This is a genomic window from Rhodococcus sp. USK13, assembly GCF_018343855.1.
GTDB lineage: Bacteria > Actinomycetota > Actinomycetes > Mycobacteriales > Mycobacteriaceae > Rhodococcus_F > Rhodococcus_F oxybenzonivorans.
This window is the reverse complement of record NZ_CP069242.1, coordinates 3,169,772-3,193,340: the sequence shown is the minus strand read 5'-3', so window position 1 is coordinate 3,193,340 and position 23,569 is coordinate 3,169,772. Positions and strand designations below refer to the sequence as shown.

20 protein-coding genes are annotated in these 23,569 nt (G+C 66.9%); 11 read left to right on the top strand and 9 right to left on the bottom strand.

Annotation, left to right across the window (positions count from 1 at the left end; translation table 11 throughout):
- The first annotated feature begins 160 nt into the window (after positions 1-160).
- Positions 161-706 (top strand): mycothiol transferase, encoded by a 546-nt coding sequence (locus JQT59_RS17185; protein WP_213577101.1) that lies wholly within the window; start codon positions 161-163, stop codon positions 704-706.
- A 79-nt stretch (positions 707-785) separates the two neighbouring features.
- Positions 786-1,412, top strand: coding sequence for a hypothetical protein (locus JQT59_RS17180; protein WP_213577100.1), 627 nt, complete (start codon positions 786-788; stop codon positions 1,410-1,412).
- Between the two features lie 46 nt (positions 1,413-1,458).
- Here the strand turns inward: JQT59_RS17180 and JQT59_RS17175 are convergent, their stop codons facing one another.
- Positions 1,459-3,195: a DEAD/DEAH box helicase gene (locus tag JQT59_RS17175; RefSeq protein ID WP_213577099.1), complete on the bottom strand. Its 1,737-nt coding sequence runs from the start codon at positions 3,193-3,195 to the stop codon at positions 1,459-1,461.
- Between the two features lie 108 nt (positions 3,196-3,303).
- On the opposite strand from JQT59_RS17175, the gene JQT59_RS17170 reads away from it, so the two are divergent.
- The 4 genes from JQT59_RS17170 to JQT59_RS17155 all read left to right on the top strand — a co-directional run bounded on the left by JQT59_RS17170 (position 3,304) and on the right by JQT59_RS17155 (position 7,560).
- A complete protein-coding gene (locus JQT59_RS17170) occupies positions 3,304-4,101 on the top strand; it encodes a carbon-nitrogen hydrolase family protein (protein ID WP_213577098.1) in 798 nt (265 codons plus the stop codon).
- 69 nt (positions 4,102-4,170) lie between these two features.
- Positions 4,171-4,800 (top strand): phosphoribosyltransferase, encoded by a 630-nt coding sequence (locus tag JQT59_RS17165; RefSeq protein ID WP_208961142.1) that lies wholly within the window; start codon positions 4,171-4,173, stop codon positions 4,798-4,800.
- A gap of 99 nt (positions 4,801-4,899) precedes the next feature.
- On the top strand, positions 4,900-5,604 hold the full coding sequence (locus JQT59_RS17160; RefSeq protein ID WP_213577097.1) for a DUF8548 family protein: 705 nt from the start codon (positions 4,900-4,902) through the stop codon (positions 5,602-5,604).
- 138 nt (positions 5,605-5,742) lie between these two features.
- Complete coding sequence (locus tag JQT59_RS17155) at positions 5,743-7,560, top strand: AMP-dependent synthetase/ligase (RefSeq protein WP_213577096.1); 1,818 nt, start codon at positions 5,743-5,745, stop codon at positions 7,558-7,560.
- A gap of 50 nt (positions 7,561-7,610) precedes the next feature.
- Here the strand turns inward: JQT59_RS17155 and JQT59_RS17150 are convergent, their stop codons facing one another.
- A complete protein-coding gene (locus JQT59_RS17150; protein ID WP_213577095.1) occupies positions 7,611-8,234 on the bottom strand; it encodes an alpha/beta hydrolase in 624 nt (207 codons plus the stop codon).
- A 78-nt stretch (positions 8,235-8,312) separates the two neighbouring features.
- Here JQT59_RS17150 and JQT59_RS17145 point away from each other — a divergent pair, with 78 nt between their 5' ends.
- Positions 8,313-11,795 (top strand): TM0106 family RecB-like putative nuclease, encoded by a 3,483-nt coding sequence (locus JQT59_RS17145; protein ID WP_213577094.1) that lies wholly within the window; start codon positions 8,313-8,315, stop codon positions 11,793-11,795.
- Here JQT59_RS17145 and JQT59_RS17140 read toward each other — a convergent pair.
- Positions 11,780-12,958: an amino acid deaminase/aldolase gene (locus tag JQT59_RS17140; protein WP_213577093.1), complete on the bottom strand. Its 1,179-nt coding sequence runs from the start codon at positions 12,956-12,958 to the stop codon at positions 11,780-11,782. The genes JQT59_RS17145 and JQT59_RS17140 overlap by 16 nt on opposite strands.
- A 100-nt stretch (positions 12,959-13,058) precedes the next feature.
- Positions 13,059-13,703 (bottom strand): TetR/AcrR family transcriptional regulator, encoded by a 645-nt coding sequence (locus JQT59_RS17135; RefSeq protein WP_213577092.1) that lies wholly within the window; start codon positions 13,701-13,703, stop codon positions 13,059-13,061.
- A 100-nt stretch (positions 13,704-13,803) separates the two neighbouring features.
- Here JQT59_RS17135 and JQT59_RS17130 point away from each other — a divergent pair, with 100 nt between their 5' ends.
- A complete protein-coding gene (locus JQT59_RS17130; RefSeq protein ID WP_213577091.1) occupies positions 13,804-15,120 on the top strand; it encodes a D-arabinono-1,4-lactone oxidase in 1,317 nt (438 codons plus the stop codon).
- 10 nt (positions 15,121-15,130) lie between these two features.
- Positions 15,131-16,495 carry an amidase family protein gene (locus JQT59_RS17125; RefSeq protein WP_213577090.1) on the top strand — a complete coding sequence of 455 codons (1,365 nt, stop codon included), beginning with the start codon at positions 15,131-15,133 and terminating at the stop codon, positions 16,493-16,495.
- A 3-nt stretch (positions 16,496-16,498) separates the two neighbouring features.
- Here JQT59_RS17125 and JQT59_RS17120 read toward each other — a convergent pair whose 3' ends face one another.
- From JQT59_RS17120 to JQT59_RS17100, 5 genes are all read right to left on the bottom strand, one after another.
- Positions 16,499-17,464 (bottom strand): adenosine deaminase, encoded by a 966-nt coding sequence (locus tag JQT59_RS17120; RefSeq protein WP_213577089.1) that lies wholly within the window; start codon positions 17,462-17,464, stop codon positions 16,499-16,501.
- A gap of 26 nt (positions 17,465-17,490) precedes the next feature.
- Positions 17,491-18,681 carry a class I adenylate-forming enzyme family protein gene (locus JQT59_RS17115; protein WP_213577088.1) on the bottom strand — a complete coding sequence of 397 codons (1,191 nt, stop codon included), beginning with the start codon at positions 18,679-18,681 and terminating at the stop codon, positions 17,491-17,493.
- Positions 18,682-18,760: 79 nt separating this feature from the next.
- A complete protein-coding gene (locus tag JQT59_RS17110; RefSeq protein ID WP_213577087.1) occupies positions 18,761-19,567 on the bottom strand; it encodes an enoyl-CoA hydratase/isomerase family protein in 807 nt (268 codons plus the stop codon).
- Between the two features lie 26 nt (positions 19,568-19,593).
- The gene (locus JQT59_RS17105; protein WP_213577086.1) at positions 19,594-21,108 is read right to left on the bottom strand and encodes an MFS transporter; all 1,515 of its coding nucleotides are present in this window, start codon (positions 21,106-21,108) and stop codon (positions 19,594-19,596) included.
- Between the two features lie 2 nt (positions 21,109-21,110).
- Positions 21,111-21,713: a PadR family transcriptional regulator gene (locus JQT59_RS17100; RefSeq protein ID WP_213577085.1), complete on the bottom strand. Its 603-nt coding sequence runs from the start codon at positions 21,711-21,713 to the stop codon at positions 21,111-21,113.
- Positions 21,714-21,793: 80 nt separating this feature from the next.
- Here JQT59_RS17100 and JQT59_RS17095 point away from each other — a divergent pair, with 80 nt between their 5' ends.
- Both JQT59_RS17095 and JQT59_RS17090 read left to right on the top strand, forming a co-directional pair.
- Positions 21,794-22,498 carry a GNAT family N-acetyltransferase gene (locus JQT59_RS17095; protein WP_213577084.1) on the top strand — a complete coding sequence of 235 codons (705 nt, stop codon included), beginning with the start codon at positions 21,794-21,796 and terminating at the stop codon, positions 22,496-22,498.
- Between the two features lie 31 nt (positions 22,499-22,529).
- Entirely contained in the window at positions 22,530-23,564 is a 1,035-nt protein-coding gene (locus JQT59_RS17090) for a glutathione S-transferase family protein (protein ID WP_213577083.1), read from the top strand.
- The last annotated feature ends 5 nt before the right edge of the window (positions 23,565-23,569 follow it).

The following is a 23,569-nucleotide window of genomic DNA, read 5'->3' as shown; positions in this document are numbered from 1 at the left end:
ACCGCGAGGTTCCTCGGACACTTCCTCGATCGTAGGGCGGGTCAGCCTGAAGCGCTCGGAACGCGGACCGCGGAGCGTCCCCGAAGGAGGCCGGCAACTTTCCTGACTTCGACGGTAAACGCGGACAGAAGGTGTCCTCTATCAGCGCGAGACTGTGTTCATGAACGAGACGACGCACAACGACATTTCCGACGAACGCAGCCTGCTGCTGCTCCTACTCGAGCATCAGCGCACCGCGTTTCGCAACGCCATGTCGGGTCTGACCGAGGAGCAGGCGCGCAGCGTGCCCAGCGCGAGTGAGATGAGTCTGTCCTCCCTCCTCAAACACGTGATCGACGGGGAGGAATCGATGACGGCCCGCGTTCTGGGAACACCGCGCGCCGAGGGGTCCGACCCGGTTGCCGCATGGATGGCGGCCTGGAATGTCGCCGAGGACGAAACCGTCGACGTACTCCTCGCCCGGCTCGATCGAGCCGGGCGAGCCACGGAGGCCGCGATCACCGCGGAACCCGATCTCGGCAGGGACGTTCACCTCCCCGCCGACGTGGCGAAATGGATGACGCCGGGTGTTGTTTTCACTGTCCGCTTCATGCTGGTCCACCAGCTCGAGGAGATGGCCCGCCATGCCGGGCATGCCGACATCATCCGACAGTCCATCGACGGCGCACGGGCCGATACCCTGGCCGGCGGCACCGCCTGGCCCTGACGGGCGCGCAGTGCTCGGGTAGATTCACCGCTCGGACGGCGCTGCAGGGCCGCCCGAAGAGCGACGACGAGGAGTTCAGGTGGACGGTGTGAGCGGAACGCGGCGCGTGGTCGCCGCAGCAGCGGTCGGCATTGTGGCGACTTTCGGTCTGTCAGGAACGGCGTCGGCTCAGCCCTCGGCACCGAGTGTTCCCGGACTCGCGGAATTGCGCGCCCAGGCGGACAGGCCCGGTGAGCAGGTCGCGGTCGAGGCCCTGGCCTCCTCAACGGCGCTTCGGGACGTGGCCGGGACGCACACGCCGTTCCTGTATACGGCACCGACAGTGGGCTGCGGCACCGTCGCCCCGGTCACGCTCACCCTGGCCTCGGGAACCACCGACCCTGCCGCCGGGGCGATCAGCTTCCAGGCGCTCTCCGCCTACCCCGGCGTCGTCCAGTCGTCCGGGCTCACCGTCGCGTGGATCAACACCAATACCGGCGCCAGCGGCATCCTGCCGCTCGACGGCGTCACCGAGGGCGGCTACCCGTCGCTGTCGAAGGTAGTGGCCACCGGACCGGGCACCGTCGTTGCGTCGATCTTCGGCACCGTCGGCTACACCGGCGCCACCTGTTATGTACTGCCCACCGTGGGGACGTTCCTCGTTCCCACCGAGGGTCCTCTACCGGCCGACGCGGCCGGTCAGCCGGCTCCCGCTCCCCCGGCGTAATGACCGGGGGCTCGGCAGGGCCTCTTCTCGGCGAGCCGCGCGGGTACTACTCGCGCGGCTTTCTTCTACTGTCGCGGTCTCCCCGGCCGGGCCTTCCCGACGGTGGGCCGAAGTCGGGCTGAAGCTGGATCAGCACACCGGAGATGCGGGTGCGCCGCAGGGCCTCGAGCGTCTCGCGGGACAGGTCTGCGGGTAGTTCCACCAGGCTGTGATCGGGACGGATGCTGATGTGCCCGAAATCGCTGCGCCGCAGCCCGCCCTCGTTGGCGATGGCACCCACGATGGCGCCGGGCACCACGCGATGCCGCTTCCCCACCGCGATGCGATAGGTGGCGAGTTCCTGACCCTCCGGGCCCCGCGACCGGGTGGGCGGGCCGTCGTCGAATCGACGGGCCGGACGTTCCCGGGGTTCCCGCGGTTCACGCTCGCGACGCGGCGGAGGCGGCGGTTCGGGTGACATCAGGAATGCGTCACCGTCGCGCGACTGCACCGCGAGCGCTGCTGCGATGTCGGCGAGCGGCACGTCGTGCTCCTGCTCGTAGTCCTCGATCATCTTGCGGAACAACGCAAGGTTGTCGGAGGTGAGGCTCTCGGTGATGGAGTCGCCGAACTTCGCGACGCGTTGCGCGTTGACGTCGTCGACGCTCGGAAGCTGCATCTCTGCCAGCGGCTGGCGTGTCGCCTTCTCGATCGCTTTGAGGAGGTGCCGTTCCCGGGGCGCGACGAACAGCAGAGCCTCGCCCGCGCGTCCTGCTCGACCGGTACGGCCGATGCGGTGCACGTAGGACTCCGTATCGTGCGGGATGTCGTAGTTGACCACGTGGGAGATGCGGTCGACGTCGAGACCGCGCGCAGCGACGTCGGTGGCGACGAGGATGTCGAGAGCACCACTCTTCAGCTGGCCGATGGTTCGTTCACGCTGCGCCTGCACGATGTCGCCGTTGATCGCGGCAGCGGAGAACCCGCGGGCGCGCAGGCGTTCGGCAAGATCCTCCGTGGCCTGCTTGGTGCGCACGAAGATGATCATGGCCTCGAACGACTCCACCTCGAGGACACGGGTGAGGGCGTCGAGCTTGCGCTGATGCGCCACCTGCACGTACCGCTGCGAGATGTTGGACGCGGTGGACGTCTTCGACTTCACCGTGATCTCGATGGGATCGTGCAGGTACTGCTTGGAAATCTTGCGGATCGCGCCCGGCATGGTGGCCGAGAACAACGCCACCTGTTTCTGTTCCGGCGTATCGGACAGGATGCGTTCGACGTCTTCCTGGAAGCCCATCTTCAGCATCTCGTCGGCCTCGTCGAGGACGAGGTACGACAGCTTGGACAGGTCGAGCGTGCCCTTTTCCAGGTGGTCGATGACCCGGCCGGGCGTGCCGACGACGACGTGGGCGCCGCGGCGCAGCCCGGACAACTGGACGCCGTAGCTCTGGCCGCCGTAGATCGGCAGCACATGGAGACCCGGAATATGGGTGGCGTACTTACCGAACGCCTCCGCGACCTGCAGAGCCAGCTCACGCGTCGGTGCGAGCACCAGGGCCTGCGGCGACTTCTGGGTGAGGTCGATCCGGGAGAGGATCGGAACCGCGAACGCGGCAGTTTTGCCGGTACCGGTCTGGGCCAGTCCGACGACGTCGTTACCTGCGAGCAGAGGCGGGATGGTGGCTGCCTGGATCGGCGAGGGCGACTCGTAGCCCACATCGGACAGTGCCTTCAAGACCCGATCATCGATGTCGAGGTCGGCAAAAGTGGGCGGTTCGGGTTCACGTTCGATATCACTCATTGACCAGCAGTTTAGTGCACGACTCGGCGCCGCAGCGCCATGCCGGGTAAATACGCGGCCACCGGCACGGGAGACACCTGTGCCGGGTCGTCGCCTAGCGTGGACGGCATGGTCGATGTCGCCGTCATTCAGTTCGCCCCCGGTCAGGACAAGCAGGAGAACGCGAGCACCCTTCGCAGGCTGGCCACCGAGGCGTCGGATCGCGGCGCGCAGGTGGTCGTGGCCCCCGAGTACGCGATGTTCACGGCTCCGCGGACGGACCACCGACTCGTGGAGTCGGCGGAGGGACTGGACGGCACGTTCGTGACAGCGCTGGCCGAGACCGCCGCCCAGCTGCAGATACACCTGGTGGCCGGAGTCAACGAGTTGCTGCCCGGCGACGACCACATCTCCAACACATTGGTGGCCGTCGGCCCGACGGGAGAGATCGTTGCCACGTACCGCAAGCTGCACCTCTACGACGCCTTCGGATACAAGGAGTCGGAGGTGATCCGCGCGGGCGAGATCGGAACCCCCGAGACGTTCGCCGTCGACGGTCTCACCTTCGGGATGCAGACTTGCTACGACCTTCGGTTCCCGGAGGTCACCCGCCGCATCGTCGACGCAGGCACCGACGTCCTACTCCTCCCTGCGCAATGGGTGCCGGGACCGCTCAAGGAGGACCACTGGTCCACGCTCGTGCGGGCACGCGCGATCGAGAACACCATCTACGTGGCCGCGGCCGACCAGAGCGCGCGCACGGGGGCCGGAGCCAGCATGATCGTCGACCCCATGGGTGTGACCGTCGCTGCGCTCGGCGAACGGGTGGGCACCGCCATCGCCACCGTCACCGCAGAACGCATCACCGAGGTGCGTGAGAAGAACCCCGCGCTCGCGTTGCGGAGATTCACCGTCACAGAGATCTGAGCTGTATTTCCGCGCCCGGAAGTGGAGTAGTTTCGAAGACGAACCGTTGTTCCCGATTCGGAGCGTTCGATGCAGTACACCAGTCGGGCGGACGCCGGTCGTCGGCTGGCCGCCTCACTCGAGCATCTACGCGGAAACGACCTGGTGGTCCTGGGCCTGCCCCGCGGCGGCGTCCCTGTCGCCTTCGAGGTCGCCGCGGCGCTCGCCGCCCCCCTCGATGTGGTTCTCGTACGCAAACTCGGCGTCCCCTGGCAGCCCGAACTCGCGATGGGCGCGATCGGTGAAGGAGACGCCCGCGTCGTCAACGACGACGTCCTTCGGATCGCGCGGGTCAGCAAGACAGCCCTCGCCATGGTCGAGGCCAAGGAGCGCCGGGAACTCGAGCGTCGAGCGCAGGTGTTGCGCGGCGGCAGGAACCGCGTGCCGATACGAGGACGCACCGCCGTCATCGTCGACGACGGCATGGCCACCGGTGCGACGGCGGCAGTGGCCTGCCAGTTCGTCAAGAAGTCGGGGGCGTCGCGCATCGTCGTCGCGGTTCCGGTGGCCGCGCCCGAGGCCGTCTCCCGTCTGCGCGTCACAGCCGACGAGGTGGTCTGCCCGTACACCCCCCTCGACCTCGGTGGCGTAGGCAACGCCTACGACGACTTCCATCAACTTGCAGACAGCGAGGTCACAGACCTGCTCGCCACCATATGACAGTCGTTCTCGAGTAGATCTCAGCGAGAGTGCAACGTTCCTGGAGTGACGGTCGATACACCGGACAGAGCACAGAACAGACTGCCTTTGGAGGATCTCGTGAGCGTCTCTGCCGATACCGTCGAAACTGTGGTGGCCGCTTGTCGCGACCGGCTGGGTGATCCGTCCGGCTGGGTCACCTCGGATGTCTATCGGCACAGCCTCGCCCTGTGCATCATCGAGTCCGTGCAGTCGAGCGCGGGACACAGCGAGGTCGCCGTCGTCGACCGGTATCTGGCGTACCGCCGGGCGGATGCCGGACGGCCGCTCACCGACGGTGCCCGCGACCTGCTCCGCACGTTCGAGGAGGCAGGCAGTTCGGATCAGTGGGCCGGCAAGGTCGGCTCGTACAAGCGCCGCTACACCGCGACGGGTGTGCCGATCGAGGCACGCCACATCCAGCAGGCAGCCGAGCGACTACACCAGCTCCGCGTCAACAGCATCGACGACCTCCTCGAGGCCGCTCGAGACGAGGCGGCACTGGAGCAGATCCACCAGGCCTGGGTCGACGTGTGCGGTGAGCACAGCGACGTCACGTGGGCGCACTTCCTGATGCTCGCGGGAATCCCCGGGGTCCGACCCAACCGGGTGGCGGAGGTCTTCGTCAACGGCGCCCTCGGCATCTCGGAGGCGACCGATGCCGGTGCCGCGGACGAAATCCTCGAGGCCACCGCGACCGAGCTCGGGGTCGACCCCGAGCAGCTCGACTACGCGATCCGGCGGTGGCTTGCGGCCAATTCCCGCCGCCTCGACGACGTCGCGTAGTTACCAGTTTACGTCTGGTTACACATATTCTCGCAGGTCAGAAGCAACTTACCCAAAACGGACATCGGCGCTAGTGCGAAACCCGGACAATTGTGATCGAATGCACATCCGTCATGTTGTTTCAGTGGAGGGGTCATAGTGCGAGAGTTTTCGGTACCGCAGTCGTTCTCAATTCCGGAGGACGCCTCTATGGCCGACTCGGTCTTCCGTCATGCCGAGGAGGATCCGACGTTCGTACCGTTCAAGCGTCCGAGTAACGGCGGCTGGACGGACGTCACCGCCGCCGAGTTCGCGAAGCAGGTCTCGGCAGTCGCGAAGGGTCTGATCGCGTCCGGCATCGAACTCGGTGATCGTGTCGCGATCCTGTCCGCGACCCGGTACGAGTGGGTTGTCATCGACTACGCGATCTGGACGGCCGGCGGTTGCACCGTCGCCATCTACGAGACGTCCGCGCCCGATCAGGCCAAGTGGATCCTCGAGGATTCCGGCACATCGCTGCTCGTGGTCGAGAACGCCAAGCACGCGCAGGCCTTGCGGGTCGTCACCGACGAGGCGACGGATCTGCGGGAGGTGCTGCAGATCGAAGGCGGGGCGAGCGAAGCGACGGGGGAATCATCCGGGGCTATCGAGGAACTGACGAAGCGTGGGCAGAGCGTCACGGACGAGCAGTTGCACGAACGTCGTCACCAGGTGCGCGCATCGTCGCCCGCCACCCTCATCTACACCTCCGGCACCACAGGCCGGCCCAAGGGCGTGCAGTTGACGCACGCCAACTTCTACGCCGAGTCCGCTGCCGTGAAGCTGGCGCTCTCCGATGCGATGTACGCGGGCCGCCGCACCCTGATGTTCCTGCCGCTCGCGCACGTCTTCGCCCGCGCCATCTCGTTCGGCGCCTTCGATGCGAAGGTCACCGTTGCACACACCGCGGATCTGACGACGCTGCTCGACCAGTTCGCCGCGTTCAAGCCGCACTTCATCCTGTCGGTTCCCCGCGTGTTCGAGAAGGTCTACAACTCCGCGAAGCAGAAGGCGTACGACGGCGGCAAGGGCAGCATCTTCGAGAAGGCATCCGCCACCGCCATCGCGTACAGCGAGGCTCAGGACAAGGGTGGCGCCGGCCTCGGGCTCAAGCTCAAGCACGCGCTGTTCGACAAGCTGGTGTACTCGAAGCTGCGCACCGCGCTCGGTGGCGAATGCGACCGTGCCGTCTCCGGTGGTGCGGCTCTCGGTGCCCGGCTCGGCCACTTCTTCCGTGGCGTCGGCATTCCCGTGTACGAGGGTTACGGTCTCACCGAGACCAGCGCCGCCATCTCCGTGAACACCACGTCCGCGCAGAAGATCGGCACGGTCGGCAAGCCGATCGACGGCCATGCCGCGAAGATCGGGGAGGACGGTGAGCTGCTCGTCAAGGGACCCGTCGTCTTCAGTGGGTACTGGCACAACGACCAGGCCACCGCCGACTCGATCCGCGACGGCTGGTTCCACACAGGTGACCTCGGGTCGATCGACGAAGAGGGATTCATCTCGATCACCGGCCGCAAGAAGGAAATCATCGTCACCGCGGGCGGCAAGAACGTGGCGCCGGCGGTCCTCGAGGACGCCCTGCGCGCACATCCGCTGATCAGCCAGTGCCTCGTGGTCGGCGACGGTAAGCCGTTCATCGGGGCGCTCATCACCCTCGACGCCGAGACCCTCCCCGGCTGGAAAGAACGTCACGGGCTGGCCGCCGACACACCGGTGTCCGAACTGGTCAAGAACCCGGACCTGGTCGCGGAGATCGACGAGGCCGTGGCCGAGGGCAACAAGAAGGTGTCCAACCCGGAACGGATCAAGAAGTACCGGATCCTCGAGGTCGATTTCTCGCAGGAAACCGGCGAACTCACCCCCACGCTGAAGCTCAAGCGCAACGTCATCCACAAGGAACACGGCGCGGCCATCGAGGCCATCTACGCGTAACCGGCTCGCCGCCCGTGAGTGGCCGAGGAGTGCATCGACTCCTCGGCCGCTCACGGGCGCACAGCGGCGTCCAGGATGAAGTCGCGTACCACCGCGGTGACAGCGGGGTGAACCTTCTCGTGCAGTAGGTCGTGGCCGGCGTCGTCGAACTCCCGAAACTCGAGGCCGGCGATTCCCGTCGCCCATGACCGGATCGGGTCGATGGGTGCGATGCGGTCGTCCACGCCGTGCACGACGAGCAGCGGCATCTCGAGAAGGCCCAACATGTCCGCCGTCTGCGCCGCGGCGGCGGACTTCGGTGTTCCGCACAGAATCGCGCACCGGAAGCCCGCGTTGCCACGCGCGAGGAGTTCCATCGAGACGGCGGCACCGAGCGAATGTCCCATCAACGCCGTCGGGACGTGTGGTGCGCTTTCTTCGGCGAGGGCGGTGAGGAGCGCGCCGTCCTCGGCCAGTTCCGCGACGGATCCCGGCTGGTCGCCTTCGGACAGGCCGTGTCCTGCCTGGTCGATGCCCCACACGCCGATACCTGCCGACGTCAGGGCGCGCGCGAAGCGATGGTAGTGACCCGTGTGCTGACCCATCCCGTGAAAGAACACGAGCTGGGCGACCGGATTGTCGGCCGGCCAATGCCGGTAGTGCACTCGCCCGGAGTGGCCGTCGAAGAATGGCATGGCTGCCATTCTGGGGCTGTCACACCCCGATGGCACAATCGGGCGCGTGAACTCACCGGCAGAACTGGGGACATAGCTGTGTTCCTCCTCGACGACACGATCGTCTACAGCGCGAGTGATCTCGCCGCGGCTGCCACGTGCGAGTTCGCCTTGCTGCGTCGACTGGACGCCACCCTCGGGTTCGCGGCGGCCGGCGCGGCCTGTTCCCCTTCCGACGACCCCATGCTGCGGCGCACCTCCAGCCTCGGTGACGCACACGAACACCGCAGGCTCGAGCAGTTCCGCGCTGTCTTCGGTGACGGAGTGGTCACGATCGATCGCCCCGACTACACCGCGCTCGGCTTGTTCGAGGCCAATTCCGCTACCGTCGAGGCGATCCGGGCCGGTGCCGACGTCGTGTACCAGGGAACGTTCTTCGACGGCCGCTTCCTGGGTTTCTGCGACTTTCTCGTCCGCGACGGTGACACGTACGCCGTCTACGACACGAAGCTCTCCCGACACGCCAAGGTGTCAGCCCTCCTGCAACTCGCCGCGTACGCGGAAGCCTTGCAGCGCAACGGCATTCCCACCTCCCCGGAGGTGCACCTGCTGCTGGGCGACGACAGCGACTCGTCGCACTCCCTCGGTGACATCGCGCCGGTGTATTCCGCCCGCCGGTCCGCCCTCGAACGGGTACTCGACGAACACCGCGACGAGCAGTCGCTCACCGAGTGGGGTGATCCCCGGTACACGGCGTGCGGCCGGTGCGACACCTGCGGGCCGGAGGTAGAGGGGCACCGCGACCTCCTGCTCGTGGCCGGGATGCGTTCGACGCAGCGGAGTCGGCTGATCGCGGGCGGTATCGACACCATCGATGCGCTTGCAGCGCACACGGGTAACGTCGACGGTCTCGCCGAGCGCAGTCTCGACTCGCTCCGCGCCCAGGCCGCGCTGCAGCTACGGCAGGAGGCATCGGGAACACCCGAATTCGAGGTGTACTCGCCCGGCGCACTCGGCGGGTTGCCCGCACCGGACGACGGGGACATTTTCTTCGACTTCGAGGGAGACCCGCTGTGGGCCGAGGACGGCTCGTCCGACTGGGGTCTCGAGTACCTTTTCGGTGTCGTCGAGGGGCCGACGGCGGGCGAGAAGTCCGCCGCCCCGGTGTTCCGGCCCTTCTGGGCACACAGCCGCGCCGAGGAGCGTCAGGCCCTCGTCGACTTCCTCGACTACGTCATGGACCGCCGCGCCCGCTACCCCGACATGCACATCTACCATTACGCCGCGTACGAGAAGTCGGCGCTGCTACGGCTGGCGGGGCGCCACGGAGTCGGTGAGGAGTGCGTCGACAATCTGTTGCGCGACAACGTTCTCGTCGACCTGTATCCCGTGGTCCGCTCAGCCCTGCGCATCGGCGAACGTTCCTACAGCATCAAGAAACTCGAACCGCTGTACATGCCCGAGCAGCCGCGCGACGGAGACGTCACCAATGCCGCGGCGTCCGTGGTCGCCTACGCCGATTATTGCGATCACCGTGACAACGGCCGCCTCGACGAGGCCCGCGACCTGCTGCAAGGCATCGCCGACTACAACGAGTACGACTGCGATTCCACACTGAGATTGCGGAACTGGTTGCTGTCCCAGGCCGAGAAGTATGGTGTCGCTCTCCGGCCGCCGGGCGCGGCATCCTCTCCCGCCGCGGACGAGTCGACGCCCACGGAATCGGCTCTACGACAGTTCGCCGGCTCCGGAACCGGCGACACCCGCGGGCACGATCAGCAGGCGGCCGCCCTCATGGCGGCCGCGGTCGGATATCACCGCCGGGAGCGGAAGCCCTTCTGGTGGGCGCACTTCGACCGTCTCGTCGTCCCTGCCGACGAGCTGTCGGACATTCGGGACGTTCTGGTGGTCGCCACGGCCGCCGTCGAGGAGACCTGGCACAAGAGCACACCGCGGCAACGCAAGCTTCGTCGGCGCCTGACACTCACCGGACGCTTCGGAACGGGCAGCACCGTCGGCCCCAAGACCACGATGTACGCGCTGTACGACACTCCCGCACCCGAGGCGGTCGCGGGTGACAACCCTCAGCAGAGGGGGACGTCCACCGTCAGCGTGCTCGAGGTCGCCAAGGACGAGCGTCGCCGCGACGTCGTGACGGTCGAGGAGCTTCTCGGCGGCGAGGAGTATGCCGAGCTGCCGGTGGCCGTCACCCCCGGTCCGCCGATCACGACGGACCGCATCGAATCGGCTGTTGCGTCCGCAGCCGACACAATGTGCGAAGTCCTGCCCGACCTTCCCCTGTGCGCGTCGGCAGACATCCTGCGGCGCTTCGACCCTCGGACCCGGAGCGGACGAGCGCTTCCATCGATTCAGGGCACCGACTACGCGGCGGCCATCACCGCCGCCCTCCTCGACCTCGACAGTTCCTACGTCGCCGTTCAGGGGCCGCCCGGCACCGGCAAGACCTACACCGGCGCCCGCGTGATCAAGACTCTCGTCGAGCAACACCACTGGCGGGTGGGAGTTGTGGCGCAATCACATTCGGTCATCGAGAACATGCTCGGCGGTATCGTCAAAGCCGGCGTGCCCGCGGAGTTGGTGGCGAAAAAGGACGGACGGCACCGCGCTGCAACGTGGACGGAGATCGGCTCCAACGACTATCCCGGATTCATCGCCGAGGCGGAGACCACCGGATGCGTGATCGGGGGTACGGCCTGGGATTTCGCGAATACCGATCGGGTGCCACCCGAAAGTCTCGATCTTCTGGTGATCGACGAGGCCGGACAGTTCGCGCTGGCCAACACCATCGCGGTCGGCGGCGCTGCCCGTAACCTCCTGCTACTCGGTGACCCGCAGCAGCTTCCGCAGGTCAGTCAAGGCACTCATCCCGAACCCGTGGACACGTCCGCGCTGGGCTGGCTCGCCGAGGGGCACGGTGCGCTACCCCCGAGCCGGGGCTACTTCCTCGAACGCACCTGGCGGATGCACCCGCAGCTGTGCGCACCGGTGTCGGTGCTGTCGTATGACGGGAAGCTTCGGTCTCAGGAAACGGCAAGCACCGCGAGAAGACTGGACGGCATGGAACCAGGAGTGCACACGGTCGTCGTCGATCATCAGGGCAATGCCACCCAATCACCCGAGGAATCGCGGGAAGTGGTCAATCGGATCACCAAGCTGCTCGGGGCCGGGTGGACCGACCCCAGCGAGTTCGACGGCACGCGCCCACTGGGCGAATCCGACATTCTGGTGGTGGCGCCGTACAACGCCCAGGTGGCGCTCATCGAGCGGGATCTCGCGGCGGTCGGACTCGACAAGGTAGAGGTGGGAACGGTCGACAAGTTCCAGGGACGCGAGGCGGCCGTCGCTATCGTGTCGATGACGGCGTCCGCGATCGAGGATGTGCCCCGCGGTATGTCGTTCCTGCTGTCCCGTAACCGGATGAATGTGGCCGTCTCCCGCGGCAAGTGGGCTGCCGTCATCGTCCGATCGGAATCCCTGACGCGGTACATGCCGAGCACACCGGAAGGGTTGACCGAACTCGGCGCCTTCATGCGCCTGTGCACGGATCAACCGAAGCACTGACCTTCGCCGCGATAGGTAGGTACCACGGTGCGGGAGCCGTCCGACTCGACAAGATGCAGCTCGGTGAATCGTTCGCACAGCTCACCCGCCTTCGCGTGCCGAAACGACACGCGGTCGCCGACCGCGAGTGACCGTGCCGCCCTCCCGGTCACGGGTGTCTGTACCTCCCCGGCACCTTCGTTGCGCAGCAGAGCCAGGCCGGTGGGCCACACGGGCCTGGGCACGCGGGCGGAGCCTGCAGGTCCGGAAGCGATGTAGCCGCCGCCGAGCAAGGTGGCGATTGCGGGCGCAGGTCGGCGGACCGCAGGCAGTGCGAAGTACAGGGCGGGATGCGGACGGAAGGACCGGTACCGGTCGAACAAGGTGGGAACGTACAGACCCGATCCGGCGGTCACCTCGGTGACCACCGGGTCTGCCGAGCTCACCTCCAGGGAGCCGGTGCCTCCGCTGTTCACGATGGAGAGGGTCCCCACAGCCGTCTGCACCGCATCCACGACGGCGCTGCGACGGGTGGCGAGTTCCTTCGCCGACGCGCGTTTGACCCATCTCACCGGCAGGCTGGAGTCGGGTAACCCGGCGATCTGGGCCTCGTAGAACATCACCCCGACGACGGCGAATCCGCGCTTCTCGGCGCGCGTGGCGAGACCGGCGACCTGCGACGGTAGGCGCAGCGGTGAACGGCGTACTCCCACATGCACGGGCCCGAGGCGCAGCGACGCGTCCACGTCGATGCACAGCCTGGCGGGGACGGATTCGGTGCCTGCTGCGGCGGCGATGAGGTCGAGGTGCTCGTCGCTGTCGACCATCAGCGTGATTCGGTCGAGAAGAACGGGGTCGGACGCCAGTTCGGCGAGCGCGCCGCGGTCCGCGGTGGGATATCCCATGAGAATGTCCTGGGCGCCGGAGCGGGCGAGCCACATGGCTTCGCGCAGCGAGTACGTCATGATGCCGCGAAACCCGTTGTCGGCCGTAAGACTTCGGCCGAGCGCGACCTCGAGGACCGCGCGGCAGCGTACCGACTTGCTGGCGACGCGGACCGGTGTACCCCCGGCTCGTCGCACGAGATCCTGCGCGTTGGCGCGCAGGGTCGGTAGGTCGACCGCGGCCAACGGTGGATCGACCTCCGCCGTGGAGGCGATGAGGCGGTCGAGCGTGGGGGTCACGGTTCGTCCAATCGTTGCCGCGGGAGGCTGACTCGAACCGTCAGTGAACCACCGTGTTGGACGATTGTCCAGATTGTCTCGGTCGGTCGAGTCCCCAGGATCAGGAGTGCTCGACGGCCTTCGACGCGATGATGTGCACCAGGTCGTCGAGCGCCGCGATCATGGCCTCGCTGTCGCGGTCGACGAGCCACCGCAGCACCAACCCGTCCAGCATGGCCAGGCCGAAACGCGCGATGGACTCGACGGGCGTGCTCCAGCCGACGTCGGCAATCCGCGCACACTCCGCGAGGAACTCGATGGCCTCATGGTCCATGGTGCGGTATTGCCGCCCGGCGATGTCGCCCGCCCGTTCACTACCGGAGGCGCGATGCCGGAGCGCCTGGGCGGTGATTTCGTAGGTGAGTAGCTGCTGGTCCGGGGTGGCCTCGATAATCGGCCACATCCCGCTGATCCCGATGTGGAGAAGTTCACGCAATCCCGCGGCCCCCCGCAGGTCCGACGCGTGCCGCACCTGCCCGAAAGCCAGCCTCATCGATTCGCTGAGCTGCAATATCAGGCTCTCCCCCATTGCGGCGAGCAACTCTTCCTTGCTCTCGAAGCAGTAATGCACCACCCCGAGCGACACGCCGGCCTCCTCGGCTACGGCTCGAACCGTGACCGAAGCGACGCCGCGTTGCTCCGCGATGGAGAGGGCCGATTCGACGAGTTGAGCGCGACGTTCGTCCGCGGGGAGCCTGTTCAGCATTCTCCGATCGTAGGACCTGAGGCCGTACCGGCACGGGACAACACGGGGTTGCGCAGGAGCCGTCATTGCCTGGACGAGCGTCCAGGTTCATGATGAGCCCATGGGACAGGACACGTGGCACAACTGGGCGGGCACCGAAACGGCAAGCCCGTACCGTTATGCGACGCCCCGTTCCGTCGACGAGCTGAGCGCCCTGGTATCCGAGGCCGCGGAGCGAGGGCTTCGCGTGAAGGCGGTGGGAGCTGCGCATTCGTTCACCGGGGTCGCAGTCACGGACGGGATTCTCGTCAGCCTCGACAATCTGTCCGGAATCGAATCCGTGACGCTCGACGACCGTGCAGGCGCTCTCGTCACCGTATTCGCGGGCACCCGGTTGTACGAGCTGAACGAACAACTGTGGCACCGCGGATTGGCCATGATCAATCTCGGCGACATCGATGTGCAATCGGTGGCGGGCGCCCTCTCGACCGGCACCCACGGCACCGGAGGGCGTTTCGGTGGCCTCGCCACTCAGGTCCGCGCATTGCAGGTGGTGCTGGCCGACGGTTCGATCGTCGAATGTTCGCCGGCCGAGAATCCCGACTTGTTCGAGGCTGCGCGTCTGGGCCTCGGCGCTGTGGGAATCATCTCCAAGGTCACGTTGCAGTGCGTCGCGCACTTCGTGATACACGCTGTGGAGGCGCCCGGGTCATTGGACTCGACGCTCGATCGGCTCGACCACGACCGCACCGGGGTGGACCATTTCGAGTTCTACTGGTTTCCCCACACTCGGCGGGTGCTCACCAAGCGCAATACCCGGCTGCCCGGCGACACTCCGATCTCGCCCCTTCACCCGCTCCGCGCCTACGTCGACGACGAGGTGCTCGCGAATGTCGTCTTCGAGGGCATCAATCGGGTGGCTACCCTTGCGCCGTCGGCGATCCCGAAGATCAACCAGCTCTCCTGTCGCGTTCTGGGCACACGCGAGTACACGGATCGGAGTTATCGCGTCTTCGCGTCGCAGCGGCGGGTGAAGTTCCGCGAGATGGAGTACGCGGTACCCGTCGAGGCACTCCCCGATGCCCTCGCCGCCATCGATTCGTGGGTCGAGAATTCCGGTTTCACGGTGGCGTTCCCCGTAGAGGTGCGGTTTGCCGCCGCGGACGACGTGTGGTTGTCGACGGCGAACGGCCGGAACACGGCATACATCGCGGTCCATCAGTACTACCGCCGCGACCACGAGCCCTACTTCACGGCGGTCGAAGCCATAGCCCGCGCGGTGGACGGCCGTCCGCATTGGGGAAAGATGCACGGCCGCACGGCCGACGACCTGCGCACCACCTACCCCGACTTCGACAGGTTCGTCTCCGCACGCGACAAGTACGATTCCGCGCGAATGTTCGGCAACGCGTACCTGCAGCAGGTCCTCGGTCGCTAACGTGGTCTAGGTGCCCCCCAGTCGATCTTTCGATCGTCGCGCATTTCTCCGCGTTGCCGGAATCTCCGGAGCGGCAGCGCTCGGCGTCACCGTGCTCGGCGCCTGCGGCGAACGCCTCCACGACCCGGAAGTCCCCCCGTTGCCCGACGGCAGCCTGTTCGACCCGAACGCAGGCACCTCCGAGTTCGTGCCCACCGACAAGGCGACGTGGCGTCTGCAGGGCGCTCCGCTCGTCGCGCCGACCGGTGACGGCGCGCTTGCCGGACTACGGGTTGCAGTCACCGACCTGTATGCCGTGGCCGGCAGGCAGATCGGGGCAGGCAGTGGGCGGTGGCTGGCCGGGGCGCCCGTCGAAACCACCACCGCCATAGCGGTGGCACGTCTTCTCGAGCACGGCGCCGAGGTCGTGGGTATTGCTCAGACCGACGACCTCGGTTACGGCCATTCGGGTGTCAATCAGCAGTTCGGGACGCCGCCGAATCCACGGGCGGAGGACCGCTTACCGGGCGGAGCAACGTCGGGGGCGGCGAGTGCGGTCGCTCAGGGCGAGGCCGACATCGGACTCGGAATCGACACCACCGGGTCCGTCCGCATCCCCGCGTCGTATCAAGGCCTGTACGGGTTCTCGCCGTCGCGCAGTGCCGTGTCCAGTGAAGGCCTCCTTCCCCTCTGCCCGACCTTCGACACTCCAGCGTGGGTGTGCAGCGACATCGACACTCTCGCAGCCGTGTCGGGCGTGCTGCTTCCGCTCACAGCGGAGCGCCCCTTCGCCACGGCGCTGAGTTCGGACGGAATCAATGCCGTCGCCGACGCCGGTGTCCTCGCTGCGGTGCGGCGCGCACTCACCGCCTGGGAGAAGAGCAGCCTGCCGCGACTCGTGCGCACCGACACGGACATCGGCCGGTTACCCGACTGGTACGACGCCGTCAGCGACGTGCAGGGGTACGAGGCGTGGCGGCTGCACGGCGAGTGGATCGGGCAGGCGATCACCTCGCTCAGTGACGAACCGCGCCGCAATTTCGCCGCCGCAGGGCGGATCTGGGACTCGACGTACGCCCGCCAGATGAGAGTGCTGGCCGAGGCCTCCGACACAATCACCCGTTTCATCGGGAACAGTCTGCTCGTGCTGCCTGCGACCTCCTCGGCTGCGCCGCCGAGGCAGAACGACCCGAGCGGCGAACGCTTCCGGAACATCATGCGCACCACCGGAATGCTCACCTCGCTGGCGACCATCTCCGGCCTTCCCAGTGCAACGGTGCCCCTACGCACGGACGACGGAATCCCGGTCGGGCTCTGCGTGGTGGGCCCTTTCGGGCGCGATCGCGACGTGCTGGCGGCCGTCACCAGTGTCGGCGACGCCGGGCTGACCGACTGAACCTCAGCGCCGGAGAAGTTCCGCTTTGCGTGCCTCGGTCGCGAACGAGGCCTTGATGGAGTTGCGCGCCAACGTGTCTTGTTCGGCGTCCGTGAGCCCGAGCTGATCACGCAGCTGAGCGAAATTGTCGTCGACGTATCCACCGAAATAGGCGGGATCGTCGGAGTTCACGGTGACCACCAGTCCGGCGTCGAGCATGGTCCGCAGAGGATGCTCGGCGAGGGAGTCGACAACGCACAAGCGCACGTTGGACAGCGGGCACACGGTGAGGGGAATCTCCTCGTCCACCAGTCGTTCGACGAGCGCCGGGTCCTCGAGGGCTCGCACGCCGTGGTCGATGCGCTCGGCACCGAGGAGGTCGAGCGCCTGCCAGATGTACTCCGGCGGACCCTCTTCGCCGGCGTGCGCCACCACGTGCAATCCTTCCGCGCGGGCGCGGGCGAAGACGTCCTCGAACAGTGACGGCGGATTGCCCTTCTCCGCCGAATCGAGTCCCAGCCCGATGATCGGAGACTGCAACCGAAGAATCTCCGAGAACATCTCCTCCGCTTCGCTGACCGGACGGTCACGCAGAATTGCAGCGATAGCCGCACTACTGAGCCCGAACTCGCGCTCGCTGCCGGCGACAGCGTCCATGATTCCGTCGAGAACTTCGGTCAGCGGCACACCACGATTGATGTGCGCCTGCGGATTGAAGAAGAACTCGACGTGCGCCACACCGGCCGCCGATGCCCGGGCGAAGTAGGCGCGGGTCAGGTCGGCGAAATCCTGGGCGGTCCGCAGAACCTGCATGTTGGCGAAGTAGAGATCGAGGAAGGACTGCAGGTCGGTGAATTCGTACCGCGAACGCAGATCGTCCAGGTCCGCGTACGGCAGTGGCACCGCGTTGCGTTCGGCGAGCCCGAAGATCAGCTCGGGTTCGAGCGACCCCTCGATGTGCATGTGCAACTCGGCGACGGGGAGGTTCACGGGAATGGTGCCTGCTTTCTCGGCGCCTAGGCGGCGACGTCGCGTTCGACGATACGGACGAAGCCGTCGCCGTCGATACTCGCGGTGTCGCCGGTGTGAAACCAGCCACCCATGAAGCTCCGTGCGGTGGCCTCCGGGCGGTTCCAGTAGCCACGTGTCACACCCGGTCCCCGACAGCACAATTCACCGAATCCGTGCTGCGCTTCCGGGCCGAACAGCGCCACCTCCATTCCACCGAACGCGATTCCCACACTTCCGGCGTGGGTCAATGCACATTCGTCGGGAAGGGCCAGTCCGGCGCCGCACGTTTCGGTCATCCCCCACCCCAGGAAGTGCTTGGCGGCCGGGAATGTTCTGCGCAGGAACTGGGCCTGCTCGACGGACAGGCCGGCGCCGCTGTAGTCGATCCACCGCACTGCCCGACGACCGAAGTTGGTCACCGGGGACTCCTCGACCGCACGCAGGAGGGTGGCCGGCGCCGCAGTCAGAACGTCGGCGCCCGTTCCACGCCACGACGCGGAATCCGTGCTCGTCGTCAACAGGGCGGTGCCGCCCACCACGAGTGTCGACAATAATTCGACGAGCGATCCGACGGTGTGCAGTTCGGGGTCGACCAGCAAGTTACGCAGTCCCTCCGAGCTGAACCGCCGCGCGTGGATCACCGATTCGAGGGTGGACAGGACGTTCTCGTTGCTCAGTTCGACACCCTTGGGCGAGCCGTCACCGGTGTACGACAGCAGCACCAGTTCCTCCGGACCGGCGCCGTCGTCGATGAACGAGATTCCGTCGGGAAGCTCCCCGTCGAGGACCATCACCGACTCGCTGTCGGCGAGGACCGTGTCGGTGGCGGACCGGTCCAGTTCCGGACCCACCCCGACCGGTACCCCGCCTGCGAGGAGGACGCCGAGGAAGGCTTCGACCCATCGCACTCCCACCGGTTGCCGGACGGCCACCCGGTCGCCGATCTCGACTCCCCTCGTTTTCAGGCCGCCGGCCACCCGGGCCGCCGACGTCCACAACTGCGAGAAGGTGAGCGTCCGGCCACTGTCCTCCTCGACCGCCACCCTGCCCGCGTAACGGTGCACGGCGATGTCGAGCAGTTCGGTGAGTGACGGCGTGAGAGCGCCGTACCGGAGGAGGCCGTCGCGTCCGCGGGCCATCCGGTCGTCGTGGAAGAAGGCGGAACTGCACGGGTACTCGACGAGGGACGACGGCATGTGGACCTCCGCTGACTGACCGGAACGCTGCCCCGACTATATGACGCCGGTCACAATCGTGTGCACAGTCCGGGCGACTCTAGCGGCCTCGGTACGAGGCCTTGCCCGGCCCGTCGGTAAGAAAACTGCGGACCGCACCCGACAGATCTTCGGTCTCGAAGAGCGCGCCGGACACTTCCGGTGTGATCGAGTCGGCGTGCGCCACTCCACCGGATCGCCATGCGGAAATGATCTGTTTCGTCGCATCGTGGGCGCGGGTCGGTCCGTCCGCAAGGCGCGTGGTCAGTGCCCGGGCCTCGGTGTCGACGTCGTCGTGGACCGCGTTCACCACACCCCAACCCTGCAGTGTCGCGGCGTCGTACAGATCTCCGGTCATCACCAGTTCGCGGGCACGGCCGGAACCGGCACGCTCGGCCAGTCGCTGAGGTCCCCCCATCGACGGAGTCAGACCCACCACTGTCTCGACCAAACCGAACTTCGCCTTCGGTGCGGCCAGAATGATGTCGCAGGCGAGGGCGATCTCGAATGCCGCAGTCAGGGTCAGTCCATGGGCGGCGTAGACCACCGGGCACGGCAGTGCCTCGATCGGATGACAGATGTCCGCGAACAGCTGCTGCCACAAATCCGCAGCCTGCTCGGCGCTGAGCCCGTCGAAGAGATGGACGTCGACGCCCGCCGACACCACTTTGCCCTCCGCACGCAGCAGCACGGCACGCGGCGGGTCTTCGGTGAGAGTCGGGACATCGGCCTGGACGGCGTCGAACATGGCCTGGTCGAAAAGGTTCAGCGGGCCGTGGGCGAACGTGAGGGTCGCGAACTCGGCACCCGCATCGGTGCGGACGCGTTCGAGTCGGGTGGGGTGCGATGCGACAGCGGGATCGGTCATGCCGCCACACTGCCACACCGGCAACGTCAGTCCTGTAGCGACGATTCGCTGCTCGTCTCGACGTCGACGGTGTCGTCGGAATCCTTCTCCCGCAGCGGGCGGGCGAAGCAGACGGACGCAACGAAGCCGACCAGCAGAATCGCGGCGGGTAGCCACACCGATTGGGACATGGCCGTGGCGAACGGGTCTTTCATGACCTCGGGCAGCTCGCCGACACCGGCGTCCTGGCTACCGCCTGCCATCCCCTGCGCGGACAGCCGCGCAGTAATGAGCGCGCCGATGGCGGCGCTGCCGAGCACGGCCCCGACCTGGCGGGTGGTGTTGTACACGCCGGCCCCTGCGCCCGCCTGATGCGGCGGCAGATTGTGGGTGGCGGTGGCAGCGAGCGGGGACCAGATACACGAATTGGCCAGGCCGATCAGACCGATGGGGAGCAGCAGCTGCCAGATGGCGACACCGGGCGACATGACCATCGCCAGCCAGCCCAGCGCGATCGCGAACAGCAGGAAGCCCGTACCGGCGATGTACCGCGGGTGGGTACGGTCCACCAGCCTCCCGACGAACGGGGCGAACACACCGGTGAAGACAGCCATCGGCACCAGCAACAAGGCCGACTCCGTAGGCGACAGGCCGCGCACGCCTTGCGTGTAGAACATCAGTGGCAGAACCATGGCCGTGACCGCGAACCCCATCGCGGTGATCCCGACGTTGGCGAGGGCGAAGTTGCGATCCCGGAACAAGCTCAACGGCAGCAACGGTTCCTTGCGATTCCACGACTGATACCAGACGAAGATCCCGATGAGGACCACCCCGGCGCCGATCGACAGCCACACGATTCTCGACCAGTCGTACGAACTGCCCTCCTGGATGCCGAACACGAGCAGGAACATGCCCGACGCACTGAGCACGACACCCGGGATGTCGAACTTGTGCGCGTGGGTTTCGAGCGCGGGAACGAGCCGCCATGCGAGCACGAACGCGATCACGCCGACCGGCACGTTGACGATGAAGATCCATTCCCAGCCCAGGTTGTCCACGAGCACACCGCCTGCGAGGGGACCGACCAACGTCGCGACGCCCGCCACCGCGCCCCACAGGCCCATCGCCCTGCCGCGCCCGTCAGGCGGGAAGGTACGGGTGATGACGGCCATCGTCTGCGGTGTCATCAGCGCGGCACCGAGTCCCTGGAACACCCGGGCGACGATCAGCATCGTGACGGTTCCGGACAGGCCGCACCACAGCGATGCGCCGGTGAACAGCACGAGGCCGATCAGGTAGACGTTCTTGGGTCCGAATCGGTCACCGAGCCGGCCGGTGACGAGGAGGGGAACCGCGTACGCCAGCAGGTAGGCGCTGGTGACCCACACCACGCTGGTGATGTCGGTACGCAGGTCTGTCAGGATCGCCGGGTTGGCCACCGCCACGATGGTGCTGTCGACGAGGATCATGAAGAACCCGATGACCAGCGCCCACAGAGCGGGCCAGGGGTTGCCCTGTTCGGGCGGGGCGGCGGCAAGTCGTGCGGTGCTCTCGGTATCCATCGTCAATCCTTTGCTGAACCGGAATGGTCCGGGCGTGCGAATGTCAGGCCTTCGAGGAATTCCAGCCAGGACAGCGTTCCGGAGTCGATATCGCTCACGAGCGCGCGGAGCCAGTCGCGTTCCGCGCGGGCGACAGTGAGCAGATACTCGTTCCCCAGGTTGAAGATGCGCGGCGGTGCCTCGTTGCCGTCGGCGGAGGCCACGAGTTCGTCGATCTCCTGATCGAGGCGGCCGAGACGCTCGCGCAGCAGGTCTACTACCGCACCAGACTCGAGGTTGTGCGCCTCCGCGAGCGCGAGCGGAAACTGCGGGTACTCCCGGGCGGGGGCGGCGAGCATGTCGCTCACCCGGCGGCCGAGGGCGTCCCGCCCGGAGTCCGTGATCTCGTACATCGTGCGCTCGGGCCGGTTGCCCGCCCTATCGGTGCCCGTGGTGCGCACCAGGCGTTCGGCCTCGAGCCTGTTGACGGTGTGGTAGAGCGATCCCGGCCTGATCTTCACCAGGCGTCCGCGACGGGTGTCGGCGAGTTGGTACATCTCGTACGGGTGCATCGTTCGCTCGTTGAGTAAACCGAGAATGGTGACGGCGAGCGGCGTCAGCACCATCCGCATCGCCTTCCGCCATCGAATACTCCACACGGAATATACCGGACCGGCCACACGGGATCAGCGGTTACCGTTGCTGCGTGGATCCGCATCATCTCGACATCGTTCGACTCGCCTGGTCGCGTGAACTCGGACTCCCCGACGACACGCTCACGGACAGGCCCGGCCGGGCCACCCGTGCCGATCCCGAGGCGGACACCCTCCGTTTCCTCGACCTGGGGGGCACCTCGGCCATGGTGGGTCCCGACTGGATACTCCGGCGCGCGGAACGACTCTCGGACCGGGACCTGACCGAACCCGCAACTCTGCTCGGCCTCGTCCAGGATCGTTCGGGCCGCTGCTCCGGACCGCTCACGCTCTGGTTCACCAGCGACTATCAGGAACCGGTGACCGGGCGACCGCCTGTGGTGTCGGACGACCGCGGGCACGTGCGGGAACTGGAGACCGTCTGCCCACCGGACGACGTGACCGAAGCCCACCTGAGCACTCGAGACCGGTGGTTCACGATCCTGGACGACGCGCAGCAGCCGGTCAGTTCCGCCGGGTACAGCGAATTCCAGGGATTCGTCGCCGATGTCGCGGTCCTCACCGCTCCCCTCTTCCGGTGCCGGGGGCTCGGCACCCAGGCCGCCGGAATCGCCACCGACGATGCGCTCGACAGCGGACTGATCGCCCAGTTCCGCGCACCGCGCGACGCCCCGGCCTCCCGTCGGCTCGCTGCCCGCTCGGGTTACCGCGAACTCGGAACGTACATCGAGGTCACCGTCGCGCGAAGTACGCTGTGAGACACCATCGACGGACGAGGACGGGTCGATCATGACTGAGCAGAAACAGGACGAATCGGGTTCGGCCGGCTATGTCGATCCCGGTTCCGAGTTCACTCGGGACACTCACTACATCGCCACGCGGATCACCGCTGACGGACGAGACGGGTACCCGGTCGAGCCGGGCCGCTATCGACTCGTGGCCGCGCGAGCGTGTCCTTGGGCGAATCGGGCGATCATCGTGCGGCGGCTGCTCGGACTCGAGGACGTGCTGTCGATGGGCCTGTGCGGCCCGACCCACGACAAGCGGAGCTGGACCTTCGACCTCGACCCGGGCGAGGTCGACCCCGTGCTGAAGATCCCGCGCCTGCAGGACGCCTACTTCGCGCGTTTCCCGGACTACGAGCGCGGCATCACCGTTCCCGCGATCGTCGACGTGCCCACCGGGCAGGTGGTCACCAACGACTATCCGCACATCACCCTCGATCTGTCCACCGAGTGGACGCAGTACCACCGCGAGGGAGCGCCCGAGCTCTACCCGGCGGAGCTTCGCGACGAGATCGACGAGGTGGCCGAGCTCGTCTTCCGTGATGTCAACAACGGCGTGTACCGCTGCGGTTTCGCCGGTTCACAAAGCGCCTACGAATCCGCATACGACCGCCTGTTCGCGCGCCTCGACTGGCTCGAGGAGCGGCTGACCACCCGCCGGTACCTCGTGGGCGACACCATCACCGAGGCGGATGTGCGGTTGTTCACCACATTGGCCCGATTCGACGCCGTCTACCACGGGCATTTCAAGTGCAATCGCAACAAGCTCAGTGAGATGTCTGCCTTGTGGGGCTACGCGCGTGACCTGTTCCAGACCCCGGGATTCGGGGACACCATCGACTTCGTTCAGATCAAGCAGCACTACTACATGGTGCACACCGACATCAATCCCACCGGCATCGTCCCGAAAGGCCCGGACCTGTCGGGCTGGTTGCAGCCGCACGGACGCGCGCAGCTCGGTGGCAGGCCGTTCGGGACCGGCACACCGCCGCCCCCGCCGCGGACCGGGGAGGAAGTGCCCGCGGGCCACGGCGCCTGAGCGGG